The 21,984-nt window shown below is 31.8% G+C and carries 19 protein-coding genes; 6 read left to right on the forward strand and 13 right to left on the reverse strand.

The window, feature by feature from the left end:
* Positions 1-41: 41 nt before the first annotated feature.
* Positions 42-662, forward strand: coding sequence for an L-threonylcarbamoyladenylate synthase (locus OIU80_RS16065; protein WP_264288003.1), 621 nt, complete (start codon positions 42-44; stop codon positions 660-662).
* A gap of 282 nt (positions 663-944) precedes the next feature.
* On the opposite strand, the gene OIU80_RS16070 is transcribed toward OIU80_RS16065, so the two are convergent.
* From OIU80_RS16070 to OIU80_RS16080, 3 genes are read right to left on the reverse strand one after another with little or no spacing between them, the layout of a single operon-like run.
* On the reverse strand, positions 945-1,781 hold the full coding sequence (locus OIU80_RS16070) for an OmpA/MotB family protein (protein ID WP_264288004.1): 837 nt from the start codon (positions 1,779-1,781) through the stop codon (positions 945-947).
* A 36-nt stretch (positions 1,782-1,817) separates the two neighbouring features.
* A complete protein-coding gene (locus tag OIU80_RS16075) occupies positions 1,818-2,837 on the reverse strand; it encodes a glycosyltransferase family 2 protein (RefSeq protein ID WP_264288005.1) in 1,020 nt (339 codons plus the stop codon).
* A 15-nt stretch (positions 2,838-2,852) separates the two neighbouring features.
* Positions 2,853-3,305, reverse strand: coding sequence for a type I restriction enzyme HsdR N-terminal domain-containing protein (locus OIU80_RS16080; RefSeq protein ID WP_264288006.1), 453 nt, complete (start codon positions 3,303-3,305; stop codon positions 2,853-2,855).
* Positions 3,306-3,399: 94 nt separating this feature from the next.
* Here OIU80_RS16080 and holA point away from each other — a divergent pair, with 94 nt between their 5' ends.
* From holA to ettA, 3 genes are read left to right on the forward strand one after another with little or no spacing between them, the layout of a single operon-like run.
* Positions 3,400-4,404 (forward strand): DNA polymerase III subunit delta, encoded by a 1,005-nt coding sequence (gene holA, locus OIU80_RS16085; RefSeq protein ID WP_264288007.1) that lies wholly within the window; start codon positions 3,400-3,402, stop codon positions 4,402-4,404.
* Between the two features lie 57 nt (positions 4,405-4,461).
* Complete coding sequence (locus OIU80_RS16090; RefSeq protein ID WP_129538482.1) at positions 4,462-4,644, forward strand: CAL67264 family membrane protein; 183 nt, start codon at positions 4,462-4,464, stop codon at positions 4,642-4,644.
* 35 nt (positions 4,645-4,679) lie between these two features.
* Positions 4,680-6,374: an energy-dependent translational throttle protein EttA gene (gene ettA / locus OIU80_RS16095; RefSeq protein ID WP_264288008.1), complete on the forward strand. Its 1,695-nt coding sequence runs from the start codon at positions 4,680-4,682 to the stop codon at positions 6,372-6,374.
* Between the two features lie 315 nt (positions 6,375-6,689).
* Here the strand turns inward: ettA and OIU80_RS16100 are convergent, their stop codons facing one another.
* Together OIU80_RS16100 and OIU80_RS16105 are read right to left on the reverse strand one after the other, a co-directional pair.
* Positions 6,690-7,133, reverse strand: a complete 444-nt coding sequence (locus OIU80_RS16100; RefSeq protein WP_264288009.1) for a thiol-disulfide oxidoreductase DCC family protein — start codon at positions 7,131-7,133, stop codon at positions 6,690-6,692.
* Positions 7,134-7,401: 268 nt separating this feature from the next.
* A complete protein-coding gene (locus OIU80_RS16105; protein WP_264288010.1) occupies positions 7,402-9,567 on the reverse strand; it encodes an endonuclease MutS2 in 2,166 nt (721 codons plus the stop codon).
* A 111-nt stretch (positions 9,568-9,678) separates the two neighbouring features.
* Here OIU80_RS16105 and ung point away from each other — a divergent pair, with 111 nt between their 5' ends.
* Positions 9,679-10,350 (forward strand): uracil-DNA glycosylase, encoded by a 672-nt coding sequence (ung, locus tag OIU80_RS16110; protein ID WP_264288011.1) that lies wholly within the window; start codon positions 9,679-9,681, stop codon positions 10,348-10,350.
* On the opposite strand, the gene OIU80_RS16115 is transcribed toward ung, so the two are convergent.
* The 8 genes from OIU80_RS16115 to OIU80_RS16150 form a co-directional block, all read right to left on the reverse strand.
* Positions 10,347-10,730 (reverse strand): DUF4258 domain-containing protein, encoded by a 384-nt coding sequence (locus OIU80_RS16115; RefSeq protein ID WP_264288012.1) that lies wholly within the window; start codon positions 10,728-10,730, stop codon positions 10,347-10,349. The two genes, ung and OIU80_RS16115, sit on opposite strands and share 4 nt — an antisense overlap.
* Positions 10,731-10,766: 36 nt before the next feature.
* Positions 10,767-11,966, reverse strand: a complete 1,200-nt coding sequence (locus tag OIU80_RS16120) for an alanine dehydrogenase (protein WP_264288013.1) — start codon at positions 11,964-11,966, stop codon at positions 10,767-10,769.
* Positions 11,967-12,074: 108 nt separating this feature from the next.
* Entirely contained in the window at positions 12,075-12,482 is a 408-nt protein-coding gene (gene tsaE, locus OIU80_RS16125; RefSeq protein ID WP_264288014.1) for a tRNA (adenosine(37)-N6)-threonylcarbamoyltransferase complex ATPase subunit type 1 TsaE, read from the reverse strand.
* A 68-nt stretch (positions 12,483-12,550) separates the two neighbouring features.
* Positions 12,551-14,104, reverse strand: a complete 1,554-nt coding sequence (porX, locus tag OIU80_RS16130; RefSeq protein ID WP_264288015.1) for a T9SS response regulator signal transducer PorX — start codon at positions 14,102-14,104, stop codon at positions 12,551-12,553.
* Between the two features lie 171 nt (positions 14,105-14,275).
* Positions 14,276-15,679 carry an efflux transporter outer membrane subunit gene (locus tag OIU80_RS16135; protein ID WP_264288016.1) on the reverse strand — a complete coding sequence of 468 codons (1,404 nt, stop codon included), beginning with the start codon at positions 15,677-15,679 and terminating at the stop codon, positions 14,276-14,278.
* On the reverse strand, positions 15,669-18,839 hold the full coding sequence (locus OIU80_RS16140; protein ID WP_264288017.1) for an efflux RND transporter permease subunit: 3,171 nt from the start codon (positions 18,837-18,839) through the stop codon (positions 15,669-15,671). Before OIU80_RS16140 ends, OIU80_RS16135 begins: the two co-directional genes overlap by 11 nt.
* Before the next feature lie 8 nt (positions 18,840-18,847).
* On the reverse strand, positions 18,848-19,969 hold the full coding sequence (locus tag OIU80_RS16145; protein ID WP_264288018.1) for an efflux RND transporter periplasmic adaptor subunit: 1,122 nt from the start codon (positions 19,967-19,969) through the stop codon (positions 18,848-18,850).
* Between the two features lie 17 nt (positions 19,970-19,986).
* On the reverse strand, positions 19,987-20,484 hold the full coding sequence (locus tag OIU80_RS16150) for a GbsR/MarR family transcriptional regulator (protein ID WP_264288019.1): 498 nt from the start codon (positions 20,482-20,484) through the stop codon (positions 19,987-19,989).
* A 236-nt stretch (positions 20,485-20,720) separates the two neighbouring features.
* On the opposite strand from OIU80_RS16150, the gene OIU80_RS16155 reads away from it, so the two are divergent.
* Positions 20,721-21,950, forward strand: a complete 1,230-nt coding sequence (locus OIU80_RS16155) for an HD domain-containing protein (protein ID WP_264288020.1) — start codon at positions 20,721-20,723, stop codon at positions 21,948-21,950.
* The last annotated feature ends 34 nt before the right edge of the window (positions 21,951-21,984 follow it).

Here is a 21,984-nt window from a genome sequence, read left to right on the forward strand (position 1 = left end):
ACTTGAATCATGAAACAAATTAAACTTTAAACAAAATAAAAATGGCAGAATTTATAAAAATATATACTGATAAACCAAATGAAGCTGCTATTGCAAAAGTAGTAAAGGTTCTAAAAAATGGAGGTTTAGTAATTTATCCAACAGATACTGTTTATGGTTTAGGTTGCGATATCACCAATTCACGCGCATTAGAACGAATTGCAAAAATAAAGGGAGTTAAATTAGAAAAGGCAAACTTTTCATTTATATGTCATGATTTAAGTAATATTTCCGATTATGTACGCCAGATTGATACATCGACTTTTAAAATATTAAAAAGAGCATTACCTGGACCTTATACTTTTATTCTGCCAGGAAACAACAGTTTACCAAAAGAGTTTAAAAAGAAAACAACAGTCGGAATCCGTGTACCAGACAATTCAATAGCACTAGAAATTGTACGTCAGTTAGGAAACCCTATTGTTTCTACATCTATACGTGATGAAGATGATGTTATCGAATACACAACCGATCCAGAGCTAATTTTTGAAAAATGGCAAAATTTAGTAGACATGGTTATTGATGGGGGTTATGGAGATAACGTTGCATCAACTATAATTGATTTATCCGAAAATGAACCAATTATAATCAGAGAAGGAAAAGGAAGTTTAGATATTCTGTAAAAATACTTGGCTTCGGCAAGATATTTGAAGTTAATTACCTAAATTAGAGCTATATTAATAAATTATCATATACAATATACACGATAATGTTATTCTTAATTAGTATTTAATTGGTTATTAAAAAAGATTAAGGATACATAAAAGCAGGTCAATCGACCTGCTTTTTCTGTTTTTATAAATAAACATATAAGACATAAAAAAAACCAGTGAAATGATTTCACTGGTTTTAATTTATTCTAGAATCTTAATCCTAAAGGAGGATTCTAATATGAAATCATCAGATTATTTACCTGATTGTTTTTTCATTTCTTTTTCAATCATATCATAGAATTGATCAATTTTTGGCATTACAACAATACGAGTTCTTCTGTTACGCGCTTTGTTGTCAGGTGTATCATTTGCAACTAATGGAATATAAGAACTTCTACCAGCAGCAATTAATTTTGCAGGATTAACACCAAGATCATTTGTTAATACACGAACGATAGATGTAGAACGTTTAACACTTAAATCCCAGTTGTCTAATATTATACCATTACTCTTGTATGGAACATTGTCTGTATGACCTTCAACCATACATTCAAAATCTGGTTTGTCATTAACTACTTTTGCAACTTTAGCCAAAACTGTTTTAGCTTTGTCAGTTACTTCATAGCTACCGCTTTTAAATAATAATTTATCAGCAATAGAAATAAACACAACTCCTTTTTCAACATTAATTTCGATATCTGGATCACTAATACCAACAGCTCCTTTTAAACTAGTAACCAAAGCAAGAGTAACACTGTCTTTCTTAGTTAAAGCATCTTGAAGTCTAGATATCTTTAAATCTTTTTCTTTTAAACTTTCTAAAGATTTTTCTAAATTTTCAGCTCCTTTAGAAGTAAGCATTGTTAAGTCTTTAGAACTGTTAATCAAATTCTGATTGTGATCTTTTAATGAAGCAACTGTAGCAGTTAATCCAGCTTTTTCTTCTAAACAAGAATTTAATTTTACAGTACAAGAATTTAATAAATCTTGAGTTTCTTTGTTTTTAGCTTCTAAATCAGCATATTTCTTTTTAGAAACACACGAAGATAGTACCATTAGTGCAGTTAGAGCGATGAATATTTTTCTCATAAAAAATAAAATTTAATTAGACTTATGTCTACAAAGTTAAGGGTTATTAATTTGATTATTGTTAAAGATATCTTTAAATACGCGGATTCTCTTCACATAGTACAAGAAAACGATACTTTTAACTATATAGTATTCTTGTGTTTGAAAATTAATTCTTGTTTTATAGTATTTATAAAAAAGGCTATAAAAAGAAAAATGAGCTTTTACAATTGCCCAAGTGTGTTTAAACTTTCCTTGTGTTAAAAATTGTACCCCAGCGATACCATCAAGTACTAATCTAGCAAAAAGAATGCCATAAAAACCTTCTTTAGGCAAGTTTTTAGTAAGCATCAATAGAGAATTTCTAAAATTTAAAAAGGTCTTTCTTGGGTTTCCTTGTTGCAAAGTTGCACCACCTACATGATACACAACTGCTTGTGAATTATATTTAATAGTATGACCTAGATTAATTGCTCTCCAGCACAAATCAATTTCTTCCTGATGAGCAAAAAAACCTTCATCAAAACCTTTTAATTCTTTATAAACTGTACTTCTAATAAAGAAACACGCCCCAGAAGCCCAAAACAATTCACAATTATCATCGTACTGATTATTATCTTTTTCGATAGTATCAAAAATGCGTCCTCTACAAAACGGATATCCATATTTATCAATAAATCCACCTGCAGCGCCAGCATATTCAAAGTAAGCCTTACTTTTGAAATCTAAAATTTTTGGTTGAATAATAGCTGTCTTTGGTTCTTTTACGAAAGTGTCCAAAATAGGTTGTAACCAGTTTTCAGTAACTTCAATATCAGAGTTAACCAAGGCATATATATCGGCATCAATATATTGCAATGCATCATTGTAGCCCTGAGCATATCCATAATTACCATCATTCACTACAATTCTCACAGTAGGAAAATGCTCTTTTACATAGGCAATAGAACTATCAGTCGAGGCATTGTCGGCTACATATATAATTGCTTCGGGTGAAAACTGCACTACCGAAGGCAAAAATTGCTCTAATAATTTTACTCCATTCCAATTTAAAATGACAACTGCTATTTTATTCAAGTGTATTGCGTTTTATTAATTTACAGAATTATAGTTGGGTAATTCCCTTAGGAATTCATATTTTTCATTTTCAAAATCCATTTGACAGAAATAATGATGTAATCCGTTAGTAACAGTCAAAAACTGCGCATTCATAGTCATATTATATCGGGCAATCTGGTCAAATGTCGCTTGCGAAATCTTTACTTCAGGCGCTTTGCATTCTACTAATATGTATATAGTACCATCGGGATTATACACTACAATATCATATCGTTTTCGCAACCCATTGACTTTCAAAACCTTCTCTACATTAATCAATGATTTAGGGTATTTCTTCTCTACCATCAAAAACTGGACTACGTGCTGACGAACCCATTCTTCAGGAGTGAGAATGATAAATTTTTTCCTGATTTCATCAAAAATAGACACTTTATTTTCGCTATTTTTGAATCGAAATATATAAGAGGGAAAATTTAGTTTTTGCATGAAGCAAAAATATAAAATAGTTTTAGGTTTCGGGTTTAAAGTTTCAAGATATTGAAACAACAGCCTTAAACATTAAACTTGAAATAATAAAGAAATGGATGAAGTTATAAAAATTGTTAATGATATTAAAGCGGGAAACATCAAGCCTATCTACTTCCTTATGGGAGAAGAACCTTATTACATTGATAAATTAGCCGAATATATAGAAAAAAACATCCTATCTGAAGAAGAAAAAGGATTCAATCAAACTGTTTTGTACGGTCGTGATGTATCTGTAGATGATGTTGTTTCAGCTGCAAAACGTTATCCAATGATGGCAGACCGACAGGTTATTATTGTAAAAGAAGCACAGGATTTATCGAGAACAATAGATAAACTAGAGACTTACGCAAGTAATCCAATGGAAACAACGGTTTTGGTATTTTGTTACAAATATAAAACGCTTGATAAACGTAAAAAAGTAACCAAATTATTAGGTCAGAAAGGACTAGTTTACGAAAGTAAAAAGCTATATGAAAATCAGGTTGGTGACTGGATCAAGAGAGTTTTATCTGGTAAAGGGTATTCAATCGAACCCAAAGCCAATGCAATGTTGGTAGAATTTTTAGGAACTGATTTAAGTAAAATTAATAACGAACTTGAAAAACTGCAAATAATTTTACCAAAAGGTACCGCAATCACACCAACACATATTGAGGAAAACATTGGTTTTAGTAAAGATTACAATGTGTTTGAACTACGTAAAGCAATCGGAGAACGCAATCAAATTAAAGCATATAAAATTGCCGAAAACTTTGCACATAACCCCAAAGATTATCCGTTAGTTATGACAACAGGATTAGTTTTTGGTTTTTTCATACAATTATTAAAATACCATGGATTGAAGGATAAAAATCCAAAAAATGTAGCAACAGCTATAGGTGTAAATCCCTATTTCTTAAAAGAATACGATTTGGCCATAAAAAATTATCCCATGAGAAAAGTAAGTCAAGTAGTATCTGCATTACGTGATATTGATGTTAAAAGTAAAGGAGTGGGAGCCAATGCATTACCACAATCTGATTTATTAAAAGAAATGCTCTACAAAATATTTAATTAAGCCACTAAAATTACCGATATTTGTAAGCTTATATAATATAAAAAAAATACCGCGATTATGGGGATGAATAAAAACACAATCTTAGGATGGGCGACTTTTATAATGTTTATAATGGGATTTCTCCTAATTGGACTTGGAATTTTTAGATATAGAGATGTTTCAGGTTGGGGATTTGCTGCAACAGGAGTAGGATTTTTAGCCAATGCATGGGTTTTCAATGCATTAAAAGGAAGAGTTTAAATAAAAAAGTAATAAAATTTTAAAATAAATTTATAATGTCAGACGATAAGAAAGTAATTTTCTCCATGTCAAAACTGAGTAAAACATACTCAAGTAGCGACAAGCAAGTGCTAAAAAATATCTATCTAAGCTTTTTTTACGGAGCTAAAATTGGTATTTTAGGTTTAAATGGTTCAGGAAAATCTTCACTTTTGAAGATTATTGCTGGTGTTGATAAAAATTACCAAGGTGATGTAGTTTTTGCTCCAGGCTATACAGTAGGATACCTAGAACAAGAGCCGCAATTAGATGATGAAAAAACAGTTATTGAAATTGTTCGTGAAGGAGTTGCTGAGACAATGGCAGTTCTTGAAGAATACAATAAAATCAACGACTTATTTGGTCTTCCTGAAAACTACGAAGACGCAGATAAAATGGATAAGTTGATGGATCGTCAAGCTGCTTTGCAAGATAAAATTGATGCTTTGGGAGCTTGGGAAATCGATACCAAACTAGAAATTGCAATGGATGCGTTACGTACTCCAGACGGAGATACACCAATCAAAAACCTTTCAGGAGGAGAGCGTCGTCGTGTTGCATTATGTCGTTTATTGTTACAACAGCCTGATGTATTGTTACTTGATGAGCCTACCAACCACTTAGATGCTGAGTCGGTACTATGGTTAGAACAACACTTAGCTCAATATGCTGGAACTGTAATTGCTGTAACGCACGATAGATATTTCCTTGATAATGTTGCAGGTTGGATTTTAGAGTTAGATAGAGGAGAAGGTATTCCTTGGAAAGGAAATTATTCTTCTTGGTTAGATCAAAAATCAAGCAGAATGGCACTTGAAGAAAAAGTAGCTTCAAAACGTCGTAAAAACTTAGAGCGTGAACTTGACTGGGTTCGTCAGGGAGCAAAAGGGCGTCAGACAAAACAAAAAGCACGTTTACAGAATTACGACAAATTATTAAACGAAGATCAAAAACAACTAGATGAAAATCTAGAAATCTATATCCCGAACGGTCCACGTTTAGGAACAAATGTTATCGAAGCTAAAAACGTAGCTAAAGCTTTTGGAGATAAATTATTGTATGATAATTTAAATTTCACTTTGCCACAAGCTGGAATTGTTGGAGTTATCGGACCAAACGGTGCTGGTAAATCGACTATTTTCAGAATGATTATGGGCGAGGAAAAGCCAGATAGCGGTGAATTTGCTATAGGTGAAACTGTGAAAATTGCTTATGTCGATCAAGCGCACTCTAATATTGATCCAAACAAATCAATCTGGGAGAATTTTTGCGATGGTCAAGAATTAATCATGATGGGCGGACGTCAGGTAAACTCTCGTGCTTACTTAAGCCGTTTCAACTTTGGCGGAAGCGATCAAAACAAAAAAGTTTCGACATTATCTGGTGGTGAGCGTAACCGTTTGCACCTTGCAATGACATTGAAAGAAGAAGGAAACGTACTTTTATTAGATGAGCCTACCAATGATTTGGATGTAAATACACTTCGTGCACTTGAAGAAGGTTTGGATAATTTTGCTGGTTGTGCAGTAGTTATTTCTCACGACAGATGGTTCTTAGACAGAATTTGTACGCACATATTGGCTTTCGAAGGAAACTCAGAAGTATATTATTTCGAAGGAGGTTTCTCTGAATACGAAGAAAACAAAAAGAAACGTTTAGGTGGAGATTTGACTCCAAAACGTCTGAAATACAGAAAATTGATAAGAAACTAATATTCTTATCAATCACAAAAAGCCTCAAATTTAATTATTTGAGGCTTTTTTTTATATAGTAAACGTAGTATTTTTTGGAGCTATCCCGATAAATATCGAGACTTGTTGTATTTTTTTATTTTTAAAGAAAAATTCGAAATAATGAGATTGAATTAAAATTTAGTATAAAATAAAATCTGCCAAATCTGTAAAATCTGCGTTCAAAAAAACTTTTTTAGCAGAACCAATTTCTAAAATCTCTTTTTCATTTTAAATGACAGGATTGCGTGCAACCAAATTTAGTATAAAATAAAATCTGCGTGCAAAAATAAATTCTTATAAAAACTTAGCTTTTAATTCAGGTGTAGGAATCATACAACTTTCCTTTTTGCCATACCATTTATATCTATTCTTGGCAATATAATTATATAGCGGATCTCGCAAAAAAACAGGAATTACTTTAAAAACAGAAAACCAACTCCATAAAACACCAAGATTTTCGGCAATTGCAATTGCGGCTCCGGATTTATAATAATAAGCTATTCCTGGTTCATAAAATATAATACTATCAACCTTGGATGTATCAACTCCTATATGTTTGCAAATTTCTTTTCCGATTTCAGATTCTAAAGCTGCAAATCGAAAAACATCTTTTTTATCATTCTTAATAATAAATTGTACCGCCGAATCACATAAATTACAAACTCCATCAAAGAGAATTATTTTTTTGTTCTCAGCATTCTTTGCAAGAAACGAGGCAATTCCATCTTGTGAATTCATTTTTTTTATTAAAATTTAAAAAGCTATATATAGTTATTCGTTAAAAATGTCCCTTTTATGTAGTCATTAGTTTAATCTATCGAAATTTATATTTATATAAGTTTTACAAATCAAAAACAACCTCTATAAATAACATATAAGCTGTTTTTAAAAACGTTTTAATCTATTAGTCGTTTTTCAATAAATACGTACTTAAATCGCTTTATTTAATTTTTTATCTAAATTTCACGTTTATAAAGATTGAAAACTGCGACCAAGAACTAAAAACTTACTTTTTCCCAGCTTCTACAAATTCTAATTCATCTAAATTTACTTTTGAAGTAAAAATACCATAATTTACTGTAGCCTTATTTTTTTCGATAGCATCAATACTTCCAACAGATCTTCCGTCAATCATTCGCACTCGATCTCCAACTTTTAAAGTTACTTTTGGTTTTTCGACAACAGCTTTTAATTTCTTTTCTTTTTTCTCTTTTCGAATTTCTTCTACCTGAACTGTTACTTCAGCAATAACTTCTTTTTTCTTTTCAACTATTGCTTTTGCTTCTTTTGGAGTTGCTTTTTTACGTTTTGAGTTTTCAATTTCAATAATCTTCAAAAATTCTCCTATCAGTTCTTTTTTATTTTTATTATTGAAATACTTCTCCGAAATATCTTCAATTTTTTGCCCAATATAAATTGTCTTCTGATTACTATCATATAATTCCTGATAGCTTTCTAGTTTTTGTTTTATCTTGACATTTATATTTTCCATTTTATTACTTTCGGCACGCGCTCTAGTTTCTTCCTCTTTTAAGTTCAAAGAAGTTTTTTCTAATTTAGAACGCTCTTTTTGTAAAGTGGCAATAGTTTTATCAAAACGAACTTTTCCAATTTCGATTTTCTTTTTTGCACGATTAATTAAACCATATGGAATTCCATTTTTTAATGCGACTTCAAATGTAAACGAACTTCCCGCTTGTCCAAGAACCAACTTATACATAGGCTCTAATGATTTTTCATCAAAAAGCATATTTGCGTTTGTTGCATAAGGCAGTTCATTTGCCAAAATCTTAAGGTTAGAATAATGCGTAGTTATAATCCCGAATGCTTCACGATGGTAAAATTCTTCTAAGAAAATTTCAGCTAAAGCTCCCCCTAATTCAGGATCTGAACCAGTTCCAAATTCATCAATCAAAAACATAGTTTTACGATTGCATTTTTTAAGGAAATAATTCATGTTTTTTAATCTATAGCTATAGGTACTCAGATGATTCTCAATAGATTGATTATCTCCAATATCTGTTAAAATTCTATCAAACAAAAAAGTTTCACTACGTTCATGCACAGGAATTAACATTCCAGATTGTAACATCAATTGCAATAGCCCAACCGTTTTAAGAGAGATCGTTTTTCCTCCCGCATTTGGTCCAGATATAACAATAATCCTATTATCTTGCTTTAATTCAATTGTTTGTGGATGCGTAACTTCATTCTTTTGTTTGTTATTTAAATACAAAATCGGATGAAAAGCATCTCTAAAATACAAGCGACGTTCTTCAGTAATTGTTGGTAAAATACCATTTATCTTATTAGCATATTTTGCTTTGGCCGCAACAACATCTATATCACTTAAAAAAGCCTGATATTCAATCAATAAAGATAAATAAGGACGAATTGCATTCGACAATTGTTTTAAAATACGAGTAATTTCTTCTTTTTCCTCATATTCTAAATTACTCAATTCTCTAGAGTATTGTAAAGTTGTCTCTGGTTCAATATAAGCGATACTCCCTGTTTTAGAACTTCCTAAAATAGAGCCTTTTACCTTACGACGGTACATTGCCAAAACTGCCAAAACTCTACGGTTTTGTACAAAACTCTCCTTAATATCATCCAGATAGCCTAAGCTATTATATTGTGTTAAGGCTACACCAAAACTTTGATTTACTTTTCCTCGGACCAAATTCATATCGCGACGAATGTTAGATAATTCAGGAGATGCATTGTCTTTTATCTCACCATACTTATCAACAACTACGTCTATCTGCGAAATAATTTCTTTGGTAAACTCAACTTGAGAAGCTCTCGCATTTAGGTTAGGATAATAGTCATCGAATTTTTTTAAGAAATTCAATAAAAAATTTACTGTAGATGATAACGTTGCAATTTTTCTAAAACTTCCAACTTCAAGAAAACTATCTTCAATTGCCAAAAATTTTATTTCATAACTAATTGCATCAAAACCGTGATTTGGAATTGCATTATTATTTTGGAAAGACGAAACGTACTCTGAGGTTTGCATTAATGCCTGCATCAAAGTTTCTTTATCTCTAAATGGTATTATTTCTAAAGCTTTTTGCTTGCCTATATCAGTATTACAAATATCCGAAATAGTTTCGAGTACTGTAGGGAATTGTAAATCTTGTAATGTTTTATCAGTAATAGATATCATATTATAACATAAGTTGTAAAGTTTCAAAGTTACAAAGTTTTGAAACTAAATAGTAGTATTAATTGGTACTTTGCAAAAAACTTTACTTAATTTGTAGTAAAATTTATTGAAATGAAAATTAACCTCAATCCAGATTGGCAAACCATATTATCAGAAGAAATAGCAAAGCTTTACTTTAATGATTTAATAACAAATGTAGAAGAAGAATATAAAAATAATGTTTGCTTCCCGCCAATTGATTTAATTTTCTCAGCATTTAACCATTGCACATTTCAAGATATAAAAGTGGTCATCATCGGACAAGATCCATATCATGGAGTAGGTGAAGCAAATGGTTTAAGCTTTTCTGTAAATGACAATATAAAAATACCTCCTTCGCTACGAAATATTTACAGAGAATTAAACACTGATTTTGATTCTGTATTTATGCCAACTTCTGGTAATTTAGAATCTTGGGCAAAACAAGGCGTCTTACTTTTAAATGCTTCATTAACCGTTCGAAAAGACACACCAAATAGTCATAAACATTTAAAATGGAATTTATTTACAGATGCAGTGATTCAAGCCATATCAGATAAAAAAGAAAATGTGGTTTTCTTATTATGGGGAGCGTTTGCACAAAAAAAAGGGCGAAAAATAGATACTACAAAACATTTAGTTCTTGAGTCTGGACATCCATCACCTATGAGTGCCAATCAAGGGAAGTGGTTTGGAAACAAACATTTTAGTAAAACAAATGTTTTTCTGAAATCAAAAGAAATTCCCGAAATCAAATGGCTCTAATCAGCTTGTTTTTTTTCTATAGATTCTAAAACAGCTTTTCCAGGATAATTAATTACTTTAAGTAGTACTTTTTGGTTCTTTAAAGTTTTACCTTCAATAACATATAATTTTCCTTTTTTATATTCTGTGTTGCTTTTATCAAAATCGATATCACCAAATTGTAATGTATTTTTAATATCTGAAGTATCGATCCATTTTTCTGCTAGAACTTTAGAAGCTTCATCTGAATAGTGGAATGGTTTGTTTCTTAAATCATTTAAAACTCTTGCATTTGGAAAATAATTACAACGTGTGTCTTTTCCACTAAATACAAGGCCTACAAAGAAACATCCAATAACCAAACCAACTAAATAATAAGCAAAACGATGTGTAAATTTCATGAATTCTATTTTTGGCAAAGGTACGCTAAAGATGCCTTAGAAAACAAGTAAATTAATATCATTATCAGGCAAATCAAACCATTCACCTATAGCTTTGTTGGTTAAAATTCCATGATATATATAAACACCATTTTTTAAACCTTTATCACGTCTTATCGCACTTTCAATTCCACCATCTTCTGCAATTTGCAATAAATAAGGTGTAATAATGTTACTTATTGAAAGTGAAGCTGTTTTAGAATATCTTGAAGGAATATTAGGTACACAATAATGTAAAACATTGCTCTTTATAAACGTTGGTTTTTCATGTGTCGTCACTTCCGAAGTTTCAAAACAACCACCTGTATCAATACTCACATCTACAATTACTGCGCCTTTTTTCATATGTTCCACCATAGTTTCAGTTACAATAATTGGGCAACGTTCTTTTCCACGCATAGCACCAATTGCCACATCACAACGTCTTAAAGCTTTCAACAAGGCCTTTGGTTGTATGGTTGATGTAAAAACACGCTGATTTAGATTGTTTTGTAATCGACGTAGTTTAGTAATTGAATTGTCAAAAACTTTGACGGTCGCTCCAAGTCCAATAGCAGTTTTTGCAGCAAATTCACCAACAGTTCCCGCTCCTAAAATTACAACATCAGTAGGAGGGACCCCAGTTATATTACCAAACAATAGTCCTTTTCCAATCTCATCAGTAATCATTAATTCAGCTGCGATTAGTATTGATGCTGTTCCTGCAATTTCACTTAATGATTTCACAGCAGGATAGGAGCCATCTTCATCTTTTATATATTCGAATGCTAATGCTGTTATTTTTTTCTGAGCTAAAGCTTCAAAATAAGATTTTTTCTTAGTTTTTAATTGAATCGCAGATATCAAAATTGTTTCTGGATTAATTAATTTAATTTCTGCTATCGTTGGCGGTTCAACCTTTAACAACATCGGACAGCCAAAAACTCGTTTAGTATCCTTTGTTACTTCTGCACCCGCGTCACTATATTCTTTGTCAGTATAACTTGAACTTTCACCAGCACCAGATTCGATCATTACTCTATGTCCCTGATAAGTGAGTGAATTCACTGCATCTGGCGTTAAACAAATACGACGTTCCTGATAACTTGTTTCCTTAGGAATCCCAATAAAAAGTTCTCTCTTGTATTTGCCAATCTCAAGTTTTTCTTCTTGAGGCAACAATTCTTGTTTCGTAAATGGAGTTATCGTTATTGACATTGTTTATGCAAAATTAAGAGTACAAATTACGTAAAAAGTTTTTAATAAAACAGTATTCCCAAGGCTAATACGCTTTACTTCAAGAAGTATAAATTCAGTTTAGAAAAATCAAACTAATTTTAATAAACGCTTCCCGTCAGGTAATAATTCAATTGTAATAACAGAATGTTCATTTGGAATTAAACTTGGAATTTTCTCAGACCATTCTATAAAACACCAATTTCCTGAATATAGATAATCATCAACTCCCATATCCAAAGCCTCAGTTTCATGATTTAATCTATAAAAATCAAAATGATAAACCGTCTGATTGTCATTTGTTTGATATTCATTAACTAAAGAAAAAGTAGGGCTGCTTGTAGCATCCTCAATCCCTAGACTTTTACATAACTGCTTAATTAGCGTTGTTTTACCAGCACCCATTTCTCCATTAAAAAGAAGAATTTTATTTGGATTTTGAGCTAAAATTTGTTCTGCAACTTCCTGAATTTGATCTAACGAAAAAGTAACTTCCATTTTTTATTTATATTTTTTTTAAGCTAATTTCTATTACTGAGACTGATACTCAAAACTAAAAACTTTCTTTACTTAGGATTAAATATCAAGAATGGGATAATCATTTCTTCTAATGAAATTCCACCATGCTGATAGGTGTTTTTATAATAACTCACATAATGATTGTAATTATTTACGTAAGCCAAAAACAAATCATTTTTTGCAAAAATAAACGAACTGCTCATATTTATGGCAGGTAATCCTATTTTTTTTGGTTCTTTTACAACATACACATCTTTATGCTCATAGGTTAAACTGCGCCCTGTTTTGTATCGAAGATTTAAACTTGTATTTTTATCTCCTACTACTTTTGATGGGTTTTTTACATTAATTGTACCATGATCTGTAGTAAGAATTAATTTAAATCCTAAGTGCTGAGCCTGTTGTATAATTTCTAACAGTGGAGAATTTTTGAACCAACTCAATGTCAGCGATCGGTACGCTTTATCATCTGAAGCTAATTCTTTTACAACATCCAGTTCTGTTTTGGCATGTGACAACATATCAACAAAATTATAAACTACCGTAACAAGATCATTGTTTTTTAGTGCCTTAAAATTTTCAGCCAGTTTTTTTCCACTTGCCAAATTGGTAATTTTGAAATAATCTTCTTTAATATTTAATCCCAAGCGTTTTAATTGTGCACTTAAAAATTCAGCCTCAAATAAATTTTTCCCACCATCTTCTACATCATTTTTCCAATATTCCGGAAATTGTTTTTCCATTTCTATAGGTAGCAAACCTGAGAATATTGCATTTCGGGCATATTGAGTTGCTGTTGGAAGTATTGAGAAATAAGGAACTTCTTTTTCTAACTTATAATAGTTTCCTACTACAGTTTCAAATGATTTCCATTGATCATAACGCAAATTATCTATTACCACAAACAAAATTGGTTTGTCTTTCTTCTTAATTTCCGGAACCACCAATTCTTTAAACAAGGTATGCGATTGAATTGGTTTATCTGCTTTTGGCTCAAACCAGTCTTCGTAATTACGCTCTATGTATTTACCAAATTGCGAGTTAGCTTCAACTTTTTGAGATTCTAAAATCTGAATCATTCCTTGATCATTAATATTCTCAAGTTCTAACTCCCAAAAAACTAGTTTTTTATACAGTTCAATCCAATCTTCGTAAGAATTTACCATTGCCATTTCCATAGCTATTTTTCGGAATTCCTTTTGATAATCTAATGTCGTTTTTTCAGAAATTAATCTGGAGTGATCCAGATTTTTCTTTAAACTCAATAAAATCTGATTTGGATTCACAGGTTTTATCAGATAATCAGCTATTTTAGAACCGATAGCCTCTTCCATAATATACTCTTCTTCACTTTTGGTAATCATAATCATCGGAATGGTTGATTTTTTTTCTTTCATTTCAGAAAGTGTTTCTAATCCGCTCATTCCAGGCATATTTTCATCAAGAAAAACTATATCAAAATTGTCTTCTTCAAAAATTGTAATTGCATCAAGACCATTATTACAAGTCGTTACTGCATAATTTTTTTTCTCCAAAAATAGTATGTGTGGCTTTAATAAGTCGATTTCATCATCAACCCAAAGTATTTTTATCTTGTCCATAATTATATAGCTTGTTCAAAATTGTTAAATCTAAGTGGCAATTTACTTCTTTTTAAAACGGCTATTTATTAATATTATGATAATTTTTAGTATAAAAAAACAAAACCACTGAATATAAAAATACTCAGTGGTTTAAATATAAAAATTAATAAGTAACCTAACTATGAAATCTTACTGCCATCCACCACCAAGGGCTCTATATAATTGAATAATGGCATTATATTGTGAAAATTTATTATCAATTAAAGTTAATTCTACATTTAACGCATTGTCTTTTGCAGTAAGAACTTCTAAATAATTTACTAAACCATATTTAAGCAATTCATCTGAATAATCTGTAGCTACTTTTAATGCATCTACTTGTTTCTGACGAATTACAATTTTTTTGGTTTCGTTGTTATACTGTGCTAATGCATCTGAAACTTCTTTTCCCGCATTTAGCAATGATTGCTCAAATTGTATGTATGCTTTTTCTTGATTTGCTTTAGCTATTTCTAAATTTGTTTTATTCAAACGTTGATTAAAAATTGGCTGTGTTAATCCTGTTACAATATTAGCAAAAAATGAATTTGAACTAAACCATTCTTTAAGATCTATACTTTGTAATCCTCCAGTTGCAGTAATCTTAAATGTTGGGTAAAAGTTACCTCTTGCAACATTTGTTCTTTCAAAATTTGAAATCAAATTATACTCTGCTGCAATTACATCTGGTCTGTTTCTTAATAAAGTTGCAGGCACTCCAAGAGTGATATCTGGTTGCATTTTTTGAACTTCAAAACTGCTTCTTTCTACTTTGGTAGGTGCTACTCCTAAAAGAATACTCATTTTGTTTTCAAAAAGTATCGTGCTTACTTTTAAGTCAGCGATGATAATTTCTGTAGCATATTTTTGAGCTTCTGTTTGTTTAACTCCAACTTCGGTTACATTTCCTGCATCTTTTAAAGCAATAATCGTTTCAACACTTTCGATTCTGTTAATCAAAGTCTCTTCTGATAATTTAATTTGCTCATCTATTGCAATCAACTGATAATAAGTTGCAGCAATATCTGCAATTAACTGTGTTTTTACAGCTTGATTTGCAGCAGTAGTTTGTAAATAAGCTGCATTTGTTGCACGTTTATTACTTCTTATTTTTCCCCAAATATCAGCTTCCCAACCTAATGTTCCAGCTACTTGATATTGATCGGTACTACGATTTTGAAGTAAAGCACCAAATTGGCTGTTTTTTGATAACTGTTGATGCGTCCAGTCTGTACCAACCGAAAGAGTAGGGAAGTACCCTGCTTTTCCTTGTTTCATTGATGCTTCGGCCGCTGCAATGTTTTGCATTGCAATTCGAATATCTAAGTTATTTTCCAATCCTTTTCTGATATAACCTTGCAAAATAGGATCTGTAAAAATTTTATCCCAAGAAAGATTTGCCATTGAAGTACTATCTTTTGCGACTACTTCAGTTCTATATAAATTCTCAGTTTTAATATCCTTAGGTCTTTCGTAATCTTTTGCAACGAAGCAGGATTGCATAACTGTTGCCGTGAAGGCAACAGTTACTATTTTATATACATTATTTTTCATTTTCTTCGTCTAAAAGTGTAACATCTGATTGTTGCTCTGTAAATGGTTTTCCAGAGATTCTTTCTTGTAAGCTTTGGAAAATAATAAACAATATCGGAATTACAAATACTCCAAAAATTGTTCCTATCAACATTCCACCTACAGCTCCCATACCGATTGAACGGTTACCTACTGCACCTACTCCTGAAGAAAAAGCCAAAGGCATTAAACCAAAGATAAAGGCAAGAGAGGTCATTAAAATAGGACGTAAACGTGCTTTTGCACCTTCTATCGCAGCCTCTGTCAAGTCCATTCCGTGTCGTCGTCTTTGTATAGCAAACTCAACTATCAGAATGGCATTTTTGGCCAGTAGTCCTATAAGCATTATCAGGGCTACCTGGAAATAAATGTTATTTTCTAATCCAGCTAGTTTCACAAAACCAATAGCTCCAGCAATACCTACAGGTAATGAAAGCAATACTGATAATGGTACTAAATAACTTTCGTATTGTGCACTTAATAAGAAATATACAAATATCAAACTCAACAAGAATACACCCGCAGCCTGACTACCTGCAAGAATCTCTTCACGTGTCATTCCAGAGAATTCATAAGTATAGGTTTTAGGCAAATGCTGCGCTGCTACTTCCTGAACTGCTTTAATTGCATCTCCAGAGCTATATCCTGGTTTTGCTTTACCATTTACGTTTACAGCTTTTAATAAGTTGAAACGGGCAACAGCTTCTGGTCCATAAATTCTTTTAAAATCAACAAACTGATTTATAGCTACTTGTTTTCCTGCGGCATTCTTAACATAAATAGTATTAATTGATTCAAGAGTTGCTCTTTCAGAAGGTTTTGCTTGAATCATCACACGATATTGTTTACCAAATTTATTAAAATCTGTAGTATACAATCCTCCATAATACCCTTGCATAGTATTAAAGATTTCTGAAACTGAAACTCCTGCATTTTTAGCTCTTTCTACATTAATATCCATTTGATATTGTGGAAAGTTAGGGTTGAAGTTTGTAATAGCATATTGAATTTCAGGTCTTTTCATTAATTCACCTAAGAACTCATTACTTACTTTACTTACTGTTGCCCAATCATCATCACCTTTATCTTGAATTTTTAACTCAAATCCGTCTGCAGATCCAAAACCTTGTACACTCGGAGGTGTAAAAAATAATGCTTTGGCATCTTTAAAATGTGCTGTTCTTCCAAATAGCTCACCAACTACAGCATCTACCGATTGATTGGCTTCCTTACGGTGTTCCCAGTCTTTTAATTTAATTACAGAAAAGGCATAAGACCCACCATTTACACTATTTAACAAACTAAAACCAACAACACTCATTCGTGATTCAACAATGTCCATTGAGGCCAAAATAGAATCCAATTCATTAACTGCCTTTTGAGTTTTCTCGATTGTTGTTCCTGGAGGAAGTGTTAAATCGGCAAAGATAATTCCTCTATCCTCATTAGGAATAAATCCTGATGGTGTAGTTTGGAACAAAATGATAGTAATAGCACAAAACGCTATCAATCCTGATATTGCAACCCATTTCTTTCTTGCTAAGAACCCTAAAGACTTAACATATTTATTATTCATCCTATCAAAACTAGTATTGAAAGCAATGAAGAATCTATCTTTAAAATTTTTATCATGATGCTCTGATGCTTCGTGAGGTTTCAAGAATAGTGCACATAAGGCCGGACTTAAAGTCAATGCATTAATAGCCGAAATCAAAATCGCAATTGCCAATGTAATAGCAAACTGTTGATAGAAAACCCCTGAAGGTCCACTTAAGAATGATACTGGTATAAATACCGCTGACATTACTAATGTGATAGAAATAATAGCTCCTGTAATTTCGCTCATTGCAGAAATAGTAGCTTCTTTTGCAGATTTCACTCCTTCATCTAACTTGGCATGTACAGCCTCGACGACGACAATCGCATCATCGACCACAATACCAATAGCCAAAATCATTGCAAACAATGTTAACATATTGATAGAGAATCCAAATACCTGCAGGAAGAAAAATGTACCAACAATTGCTACAGGAACTGCTATTGCAGGAATTAACGTAGAACGGAAATCCTGTAAGAATAAAAACACTACTATAAATACTAATATAAAAGCTTCAATCAATGTTGAGATTACTTTTTCTATCGATGCATCAAGGAACGTTTTTGTATTATATGGAATTACGTAATCTACACCCTTTGGAAAATCTGGTTTAGTGTCCTCCAAAATGGTCATAACTTCGGTAATAATATCTTGTGCATTCGAACCAGAAGTTTGGAATATACCAACAGCAACACCTTGTTTACCCATTGCTATGTTCTTGTTTCCATAATTAAAAGCTCCCAACTCTACAGTTGCAACATCTTTTAAATGAACGAAATTCCCATTACCTGTAGCTTTAATTACAATATCTTCGTAGTCTTTAATTTCAGAAAGACGTCCTTTATATTTAATTACATATTCGTAAATACCATCAGCATTTTCTCCAAATTTACCTGGAGCAGCTTCTACGTTTTGCTCTTGCAATGCTGCCTGAATATCTTTTGGCGATATTTCGTAAGCAGCCATTTTTTCTGGATTAATCCAGATTCTCATAGAGTAATCTTTGGCTCCAAAAACATTTACTTGTCCTACACCTTTAACACGCTGTAATTTAGGTACAAGGTTAATTTTAGCATAATTCTGAATATAAGTTTCATCAAAATCTTTGTTGTTCGAATACAAAGCAAAGAACATCAAAGCACTCGTCTGACTTTTCAGTGTCGTAACCCCAGTTTGTACAACTGCTTGTGGCAATTTACTGGTAGCTCGAGAAACTCTATTTTGAACGTTTACCGCAGCAATATCTGGGTCAACTCCAAGTTCAAAATAAACAGATATTTTTGCAGAACCATCATTCGCTGCTGAAGATGTCATGTATGTCATTCCTTCTACACCATTTATTTCTTCTTCTAGAGGAATTACAACACTATTTAATACTGTTTCAGCATTAGCACCTGTATATGTTGCAGTTACTTGAACTGTTGGAGGGGCAATTTCGGGGTATTGCTCTATGGGTAATGACATCAATCCTAAAACACCCAGTATGGTGATTAAGATAGATATTACCGTCGAGAGAACTGGTCTTTCTATAAACGTCTTTAACATCTTGTATATTATTTTTTAGCTGTAGTATTTTTTGTTTCTGCTGTTTCAACAGCTGGATCTTTAACAGGCTGTGGTGTAATTTCCATATCATCTTTTAATTTAGATGCACCTTCTACAACTACAACGTCTCCATCTTTTAGTCCACTTGTAACAATAAAGTCTAAACCTGAAGTTCCGTTTGTTTCAACAATTGTAGATTTTACTTTGTTTCCTTTTTCAACAATATAAAGTGTTTGTTTTCCCTGCACTTCGAAAATTGCATTTTGGGGAACCAACATTACATTTTTTTGTTCGATAGGCAAACGAATAATTCCAGTACTACCACTTCTTAGGATACCTTGAGGATTATTAAAATCTGCTCTAAATTGTGTATTTCCTGTTGCAGGATCTACTAAACCATTCATTGTAGCGATTTTTCCTTTTTGGTCGTATTCTGTGTTATCAACTAAAATCAATGAAACTGGTGGTGCAGCTTTCAATTTTTCTGCTGTAGTTGCACCTTTAAATGTTTTATTAAAGAATAACAATTGTTTTTCATTCATTGAGAAATAAGCACGTACGATTTTTGTATCAGATACAGTTGTCAAAGGCACTTCACTAGTTGCACTAACCAAGCTTCCTTCTCTAAAAGGTAAACCTCCAATTACTCCACTTACAGGAGAAACAATTGTTCCGTACCCAATATTTGCAGCAATACTACCGTAAGTACTTTTTGCTTGTGCTAATTTAGCTTTAGCAGTTTCTAATTGAACAACACTAATGATCTTTCTGTCAACTAGTGGTTTTAATCTATCAACTTCTACTTGTGCAGCCTGAACAGAAGCTTTGGCAGCAGATGCATCTTGATTTAAAGTTTGAGTTTCAAGTTTAAAAAGTAATTGTCCTTTTTTAACAACTTGACCTTCATCAACATATATTTTTTGAATATACCCATTCACTTTTGGGCGGATTTCGACATTATGCTGTCCTTCGAGGTTTGCACTATACTCTTGATATACTACAGCATCTTGTACTGAAATTGTTCTAACTGGGAACGGAGCTGGACCTTGTGGTGGAGCTTGTTCTTCCTTTTTTTTACATGACGCAAAAACCAGCATGATAGCTATTAGGGAGAATGAAATATTCTTCATTTGTATTAAAATTTGATTTATGATTTATTATTAACTTTTTCTATTTCTATAATCTCAGTAATTGTTTCTTTAACTAATTCTTCAACTTTTATGATGTGGCTTTTATATGCTTTTGCATGCTCCATATTCATTCTTTCCTCAGGGCTACTCATTGTTTTCTCTCTGTAAAAAATCATTTTATCAATTATTTTATTCTCAAACTCAAGAATTTTTAAATAATTAGTAAATCGTTCACTAAACGGAGGAGGTCTGAAATATTTTTTTCGATCACCATGTAAAGTGTAATAATCTATCTTTCCTATTTTTAAAAGGAAATTTAAATTTGTAGACACTGAACTTTTACTAGCGCCCATTTTTTCTACTATTTGTTCAAAAGTGAGCCCATCTTTATAAGCTTCAACAATTAATAATCCCAGAATTCTTGAACAAAGTGGAGCCATGTTATACACTGATTCGAAATGAATGCCGAATAACTCTATAAGCTCTTCTCTTTCTTTTTCTGTATTAGTATTCATGGTTTTTTTGGCAAAGATAAAATTGGTTCGTAATTTACCGAACTAAACGAACTTAAATTTGTGTTAATTGTTTGTTACCTAAAAAAAAGCGTAATATTGTCTTTTCGTTGTACTAATTTAAAGAATTATGATAACATTTCGTCATAAAAATTTATTTGTTTGCTTTTTTACCGAAAATGTAAAACAGAATAAGTCTTTAATTAGTTATATTTGTTGACCTAAAAAAGAACCCAATAGTGAATATTATTAATAAGCTGAAAATTTTCAATGATCCCATTTATGGCTTCATTTCCATTCCAAATGCTTTAATATATGATTTAATAGAGCATTCCTATTTTCAGCGTTTACGCCGAATTTCACAAATGGGACTGTCATATTTAGTATACCCAGGAGCAAATCATACTCGTTTTCATCATGCCTTAGGTTGTATGCATTTAATGCAAAAAGCAATTGAAACATTACGTTTCAAAGATGTTACAATTTCTGCAGAAGAAGAAAACGCATTATATGTAGCTATTTTACTACATGACATAGGGCACGGACCATTTTCTCATGCTATGGAGAGAAGTATTGTTGAGGATGTAAATCACGAAGCGATTTCGCTATTATTTATGAATCAATTAAATATAGAATTTAACGGAAAACTAAGCTTAGCTATTCAGATATTCAAAGGAGATTACCATAGAAAATTTATGTTACAATTAATATCTAGTCAACTAGATATGGATCGTATGGACTACCTTAAACGCGATAGTTTTTATAGTGGCGTAGCTGAAGGGAATGTTAATTCAGAACGCTTAATTCAGATGATGAATGTTGTAGATGATGTTCTGGTTATCGAAGAAAAAGGAATTTACTCTGTTGAAAAGTTTTTACTTTCTCGCAGATTAATGTATTGGCAGGCTTATTTGCATAAAACAAGTTTAGTTGCTGAACTTATTTTGACGAAAGTCTTAAAAAGAGCCAAAGAATTAACTTTAAAAGGAATTCACCTTCCTTGTAGCGAACCTTTGTTATTTTTTATGCAAAATAAAATTAACTTAGAAACATTTACTCCTGAAACATTAGATTTATTTTCTCAATTGGATGATTTCGATATAATAGGAGCTTTAAAATCTTGGCAAAAACACGATGATTTTATACTTTCTACCTTAAGTAAAATGATAGTAAACAGAGATTTATTAAAAATTAAACTAACTAGCGAAAAAGTATCACTAGAAGAATTACAAAGTTTAAAAGAACGATTTGCCGCTCAGAACAATATCTCAGCAATTGACGCAAGTTATTTTATATATAGAGGAAAAATAAAAAATCAAGCTTACAGTAAAGAAGCTGAACCTATACGAATATTAAAAAAAGATAAGACAATTGAGGACGTTGTTGAAGCCTCAGATCAGCTGAATTTGAAATCGTTATCTAAATTGGTAACTAAGTATTACATCTGCTTTCCAAAACAACTGATCTAAAATTAACATTTAAAACCTATTTTTTTATATTTTT

The sequence above is a fragment of the Flavobacterium frigoritolerans genome (genome assembly GCF_025847275.1).
Taxonomy (GTDB): domain Bacteria; phylum Bacteroidota; class Bacteroidia; order Flavobacteriales; family Flavobacteriaceae; genus Flavobacterium; species Flavobacterium frigoritolerans.

What these genes read in the sequence shown, in the direction of transcription:
- OIU80_RS16065 (WP_264288003.1), top strand. Translation starts at nt 42, where the DNA reads ATGGCAGAATTTATAAAAATATATACTGATAAACCAAATGAAGCTGCT.
- OIU80_RS16070 (WP_264288004.1), bottom strand. Translation starts at nt 1,781, where the DNA reads ATGAGAAAAATATTCATCGCTCTAACTGCACTAATGGTACTATCTTCG.
- OIU80_RS16080 (WP_264288006.1), bottom strand. Translation starts at nt 3,305, where the DNA reads ATGCAAAAACTAAATTTTCCCTCTTATATATTTCGATTCAAAAATAGC.
- holA (WP_264288007.1), top strand. Translation starts at nt 3,400, where the DNA reads ATGGATGAAGTTATAAAAATTGTTAATGATATTAAAGCGGGAAACATC.
- OIU80_RS16090 (WP_129538482.1), top strand. Translation starts at nt 4,462, where the DNA reads ATGGGGATGAATAAAAACACAATCTTAGGATGGGCGACTTTTATAATG.
- ettA (WP_264288008.1), top strand. Translation starts at nt 4,680, where the DNA reads ATGTCAGACGATAAGAAAGTAATTTTCTCCATGTCAAAACTGAGTAAA.
- OIU80_RS16100 (WP_264288009.1), bottom strand. Translation starts at nt 7,133, where the DNA reads ATGAATTCACAAGATGGAATTGCCTCGTTTCTTGCAAAGAATGCTGAG.
- OIU80_RS16105 (WP_264288010.1), bottom strand. Translation starts at nt 9,567, where the DNA reads ATGATATCTATTACTGATAAAACATTACAAGATTTACAATTCCCTACA.
- ung (WP_264288011.1), top strand. Translation starts at nt 9,679, where the DNA reads ATGAAAATTAACCTCAATCCAGATTGGCAAACCATATTATCAGAAGAA.
- OIU80_RS16115 (WP_264288012.1), bottom strand. Translation starts at nt 10,730, where the DNA reads ATGAAATTTACACATCGTTTTGCTTATTATTTAGTTGGTTTGGTTATT.
- OIU80_RS16120 (WP_264288013.1), bottom strand. Translation starts at nt 11,966, where the DNA reads ATGTCAATAACGATAACTCCATTTACGAAACAAGAATTGTTGCCTCAA.
- tsaE (WP_264288014.1), bottom strand. Translation starts at nt 12,482, where the DNA reads ATGGAAGTTACTTTTTCGTTAGATCAAATTCAGGAAGTTGCAGAACAA.
- porX (WP_264288015.1), bottom strand. Translation starts at nt 14,104, where the DNA reads ATGGACAAGATAAAAATACTTTGGGTTGATGATGAAATCGACTTATTA.
- OIU80_RS16135 (WP_264288016.1), bottom strand. Translation starts at nt 15,679, where the DNA reads ATGAAAAATAATGTATATAAAATAGTAACTGTTGCCTTCACGGCAACA.
- OIU80_RS16140 (WP_264288017.1), bottom strand. Translation starts at nt 18,839, where the DNA reads ATGTTAAAGACGTTTATAGAAAGACCAGTTCTCTCGACGGTAATATCT.
- OIU80_RS16145 (WP_264288018.1), bottom strand. Translation starts at nt 19,969, where the DNA reads ATGAAGAATATTTCATTCTCCCTAATAGCTATCATGCTGGTTTTTGCG.
- OIU80_RS16150 (WP_264288019.1), bottom strand. Translation starts at nt 20,484, where the DNA reads ATGAATACTAATACAGAAAAAGAAAGAGAAGAGCTTATAGAGTTATTC.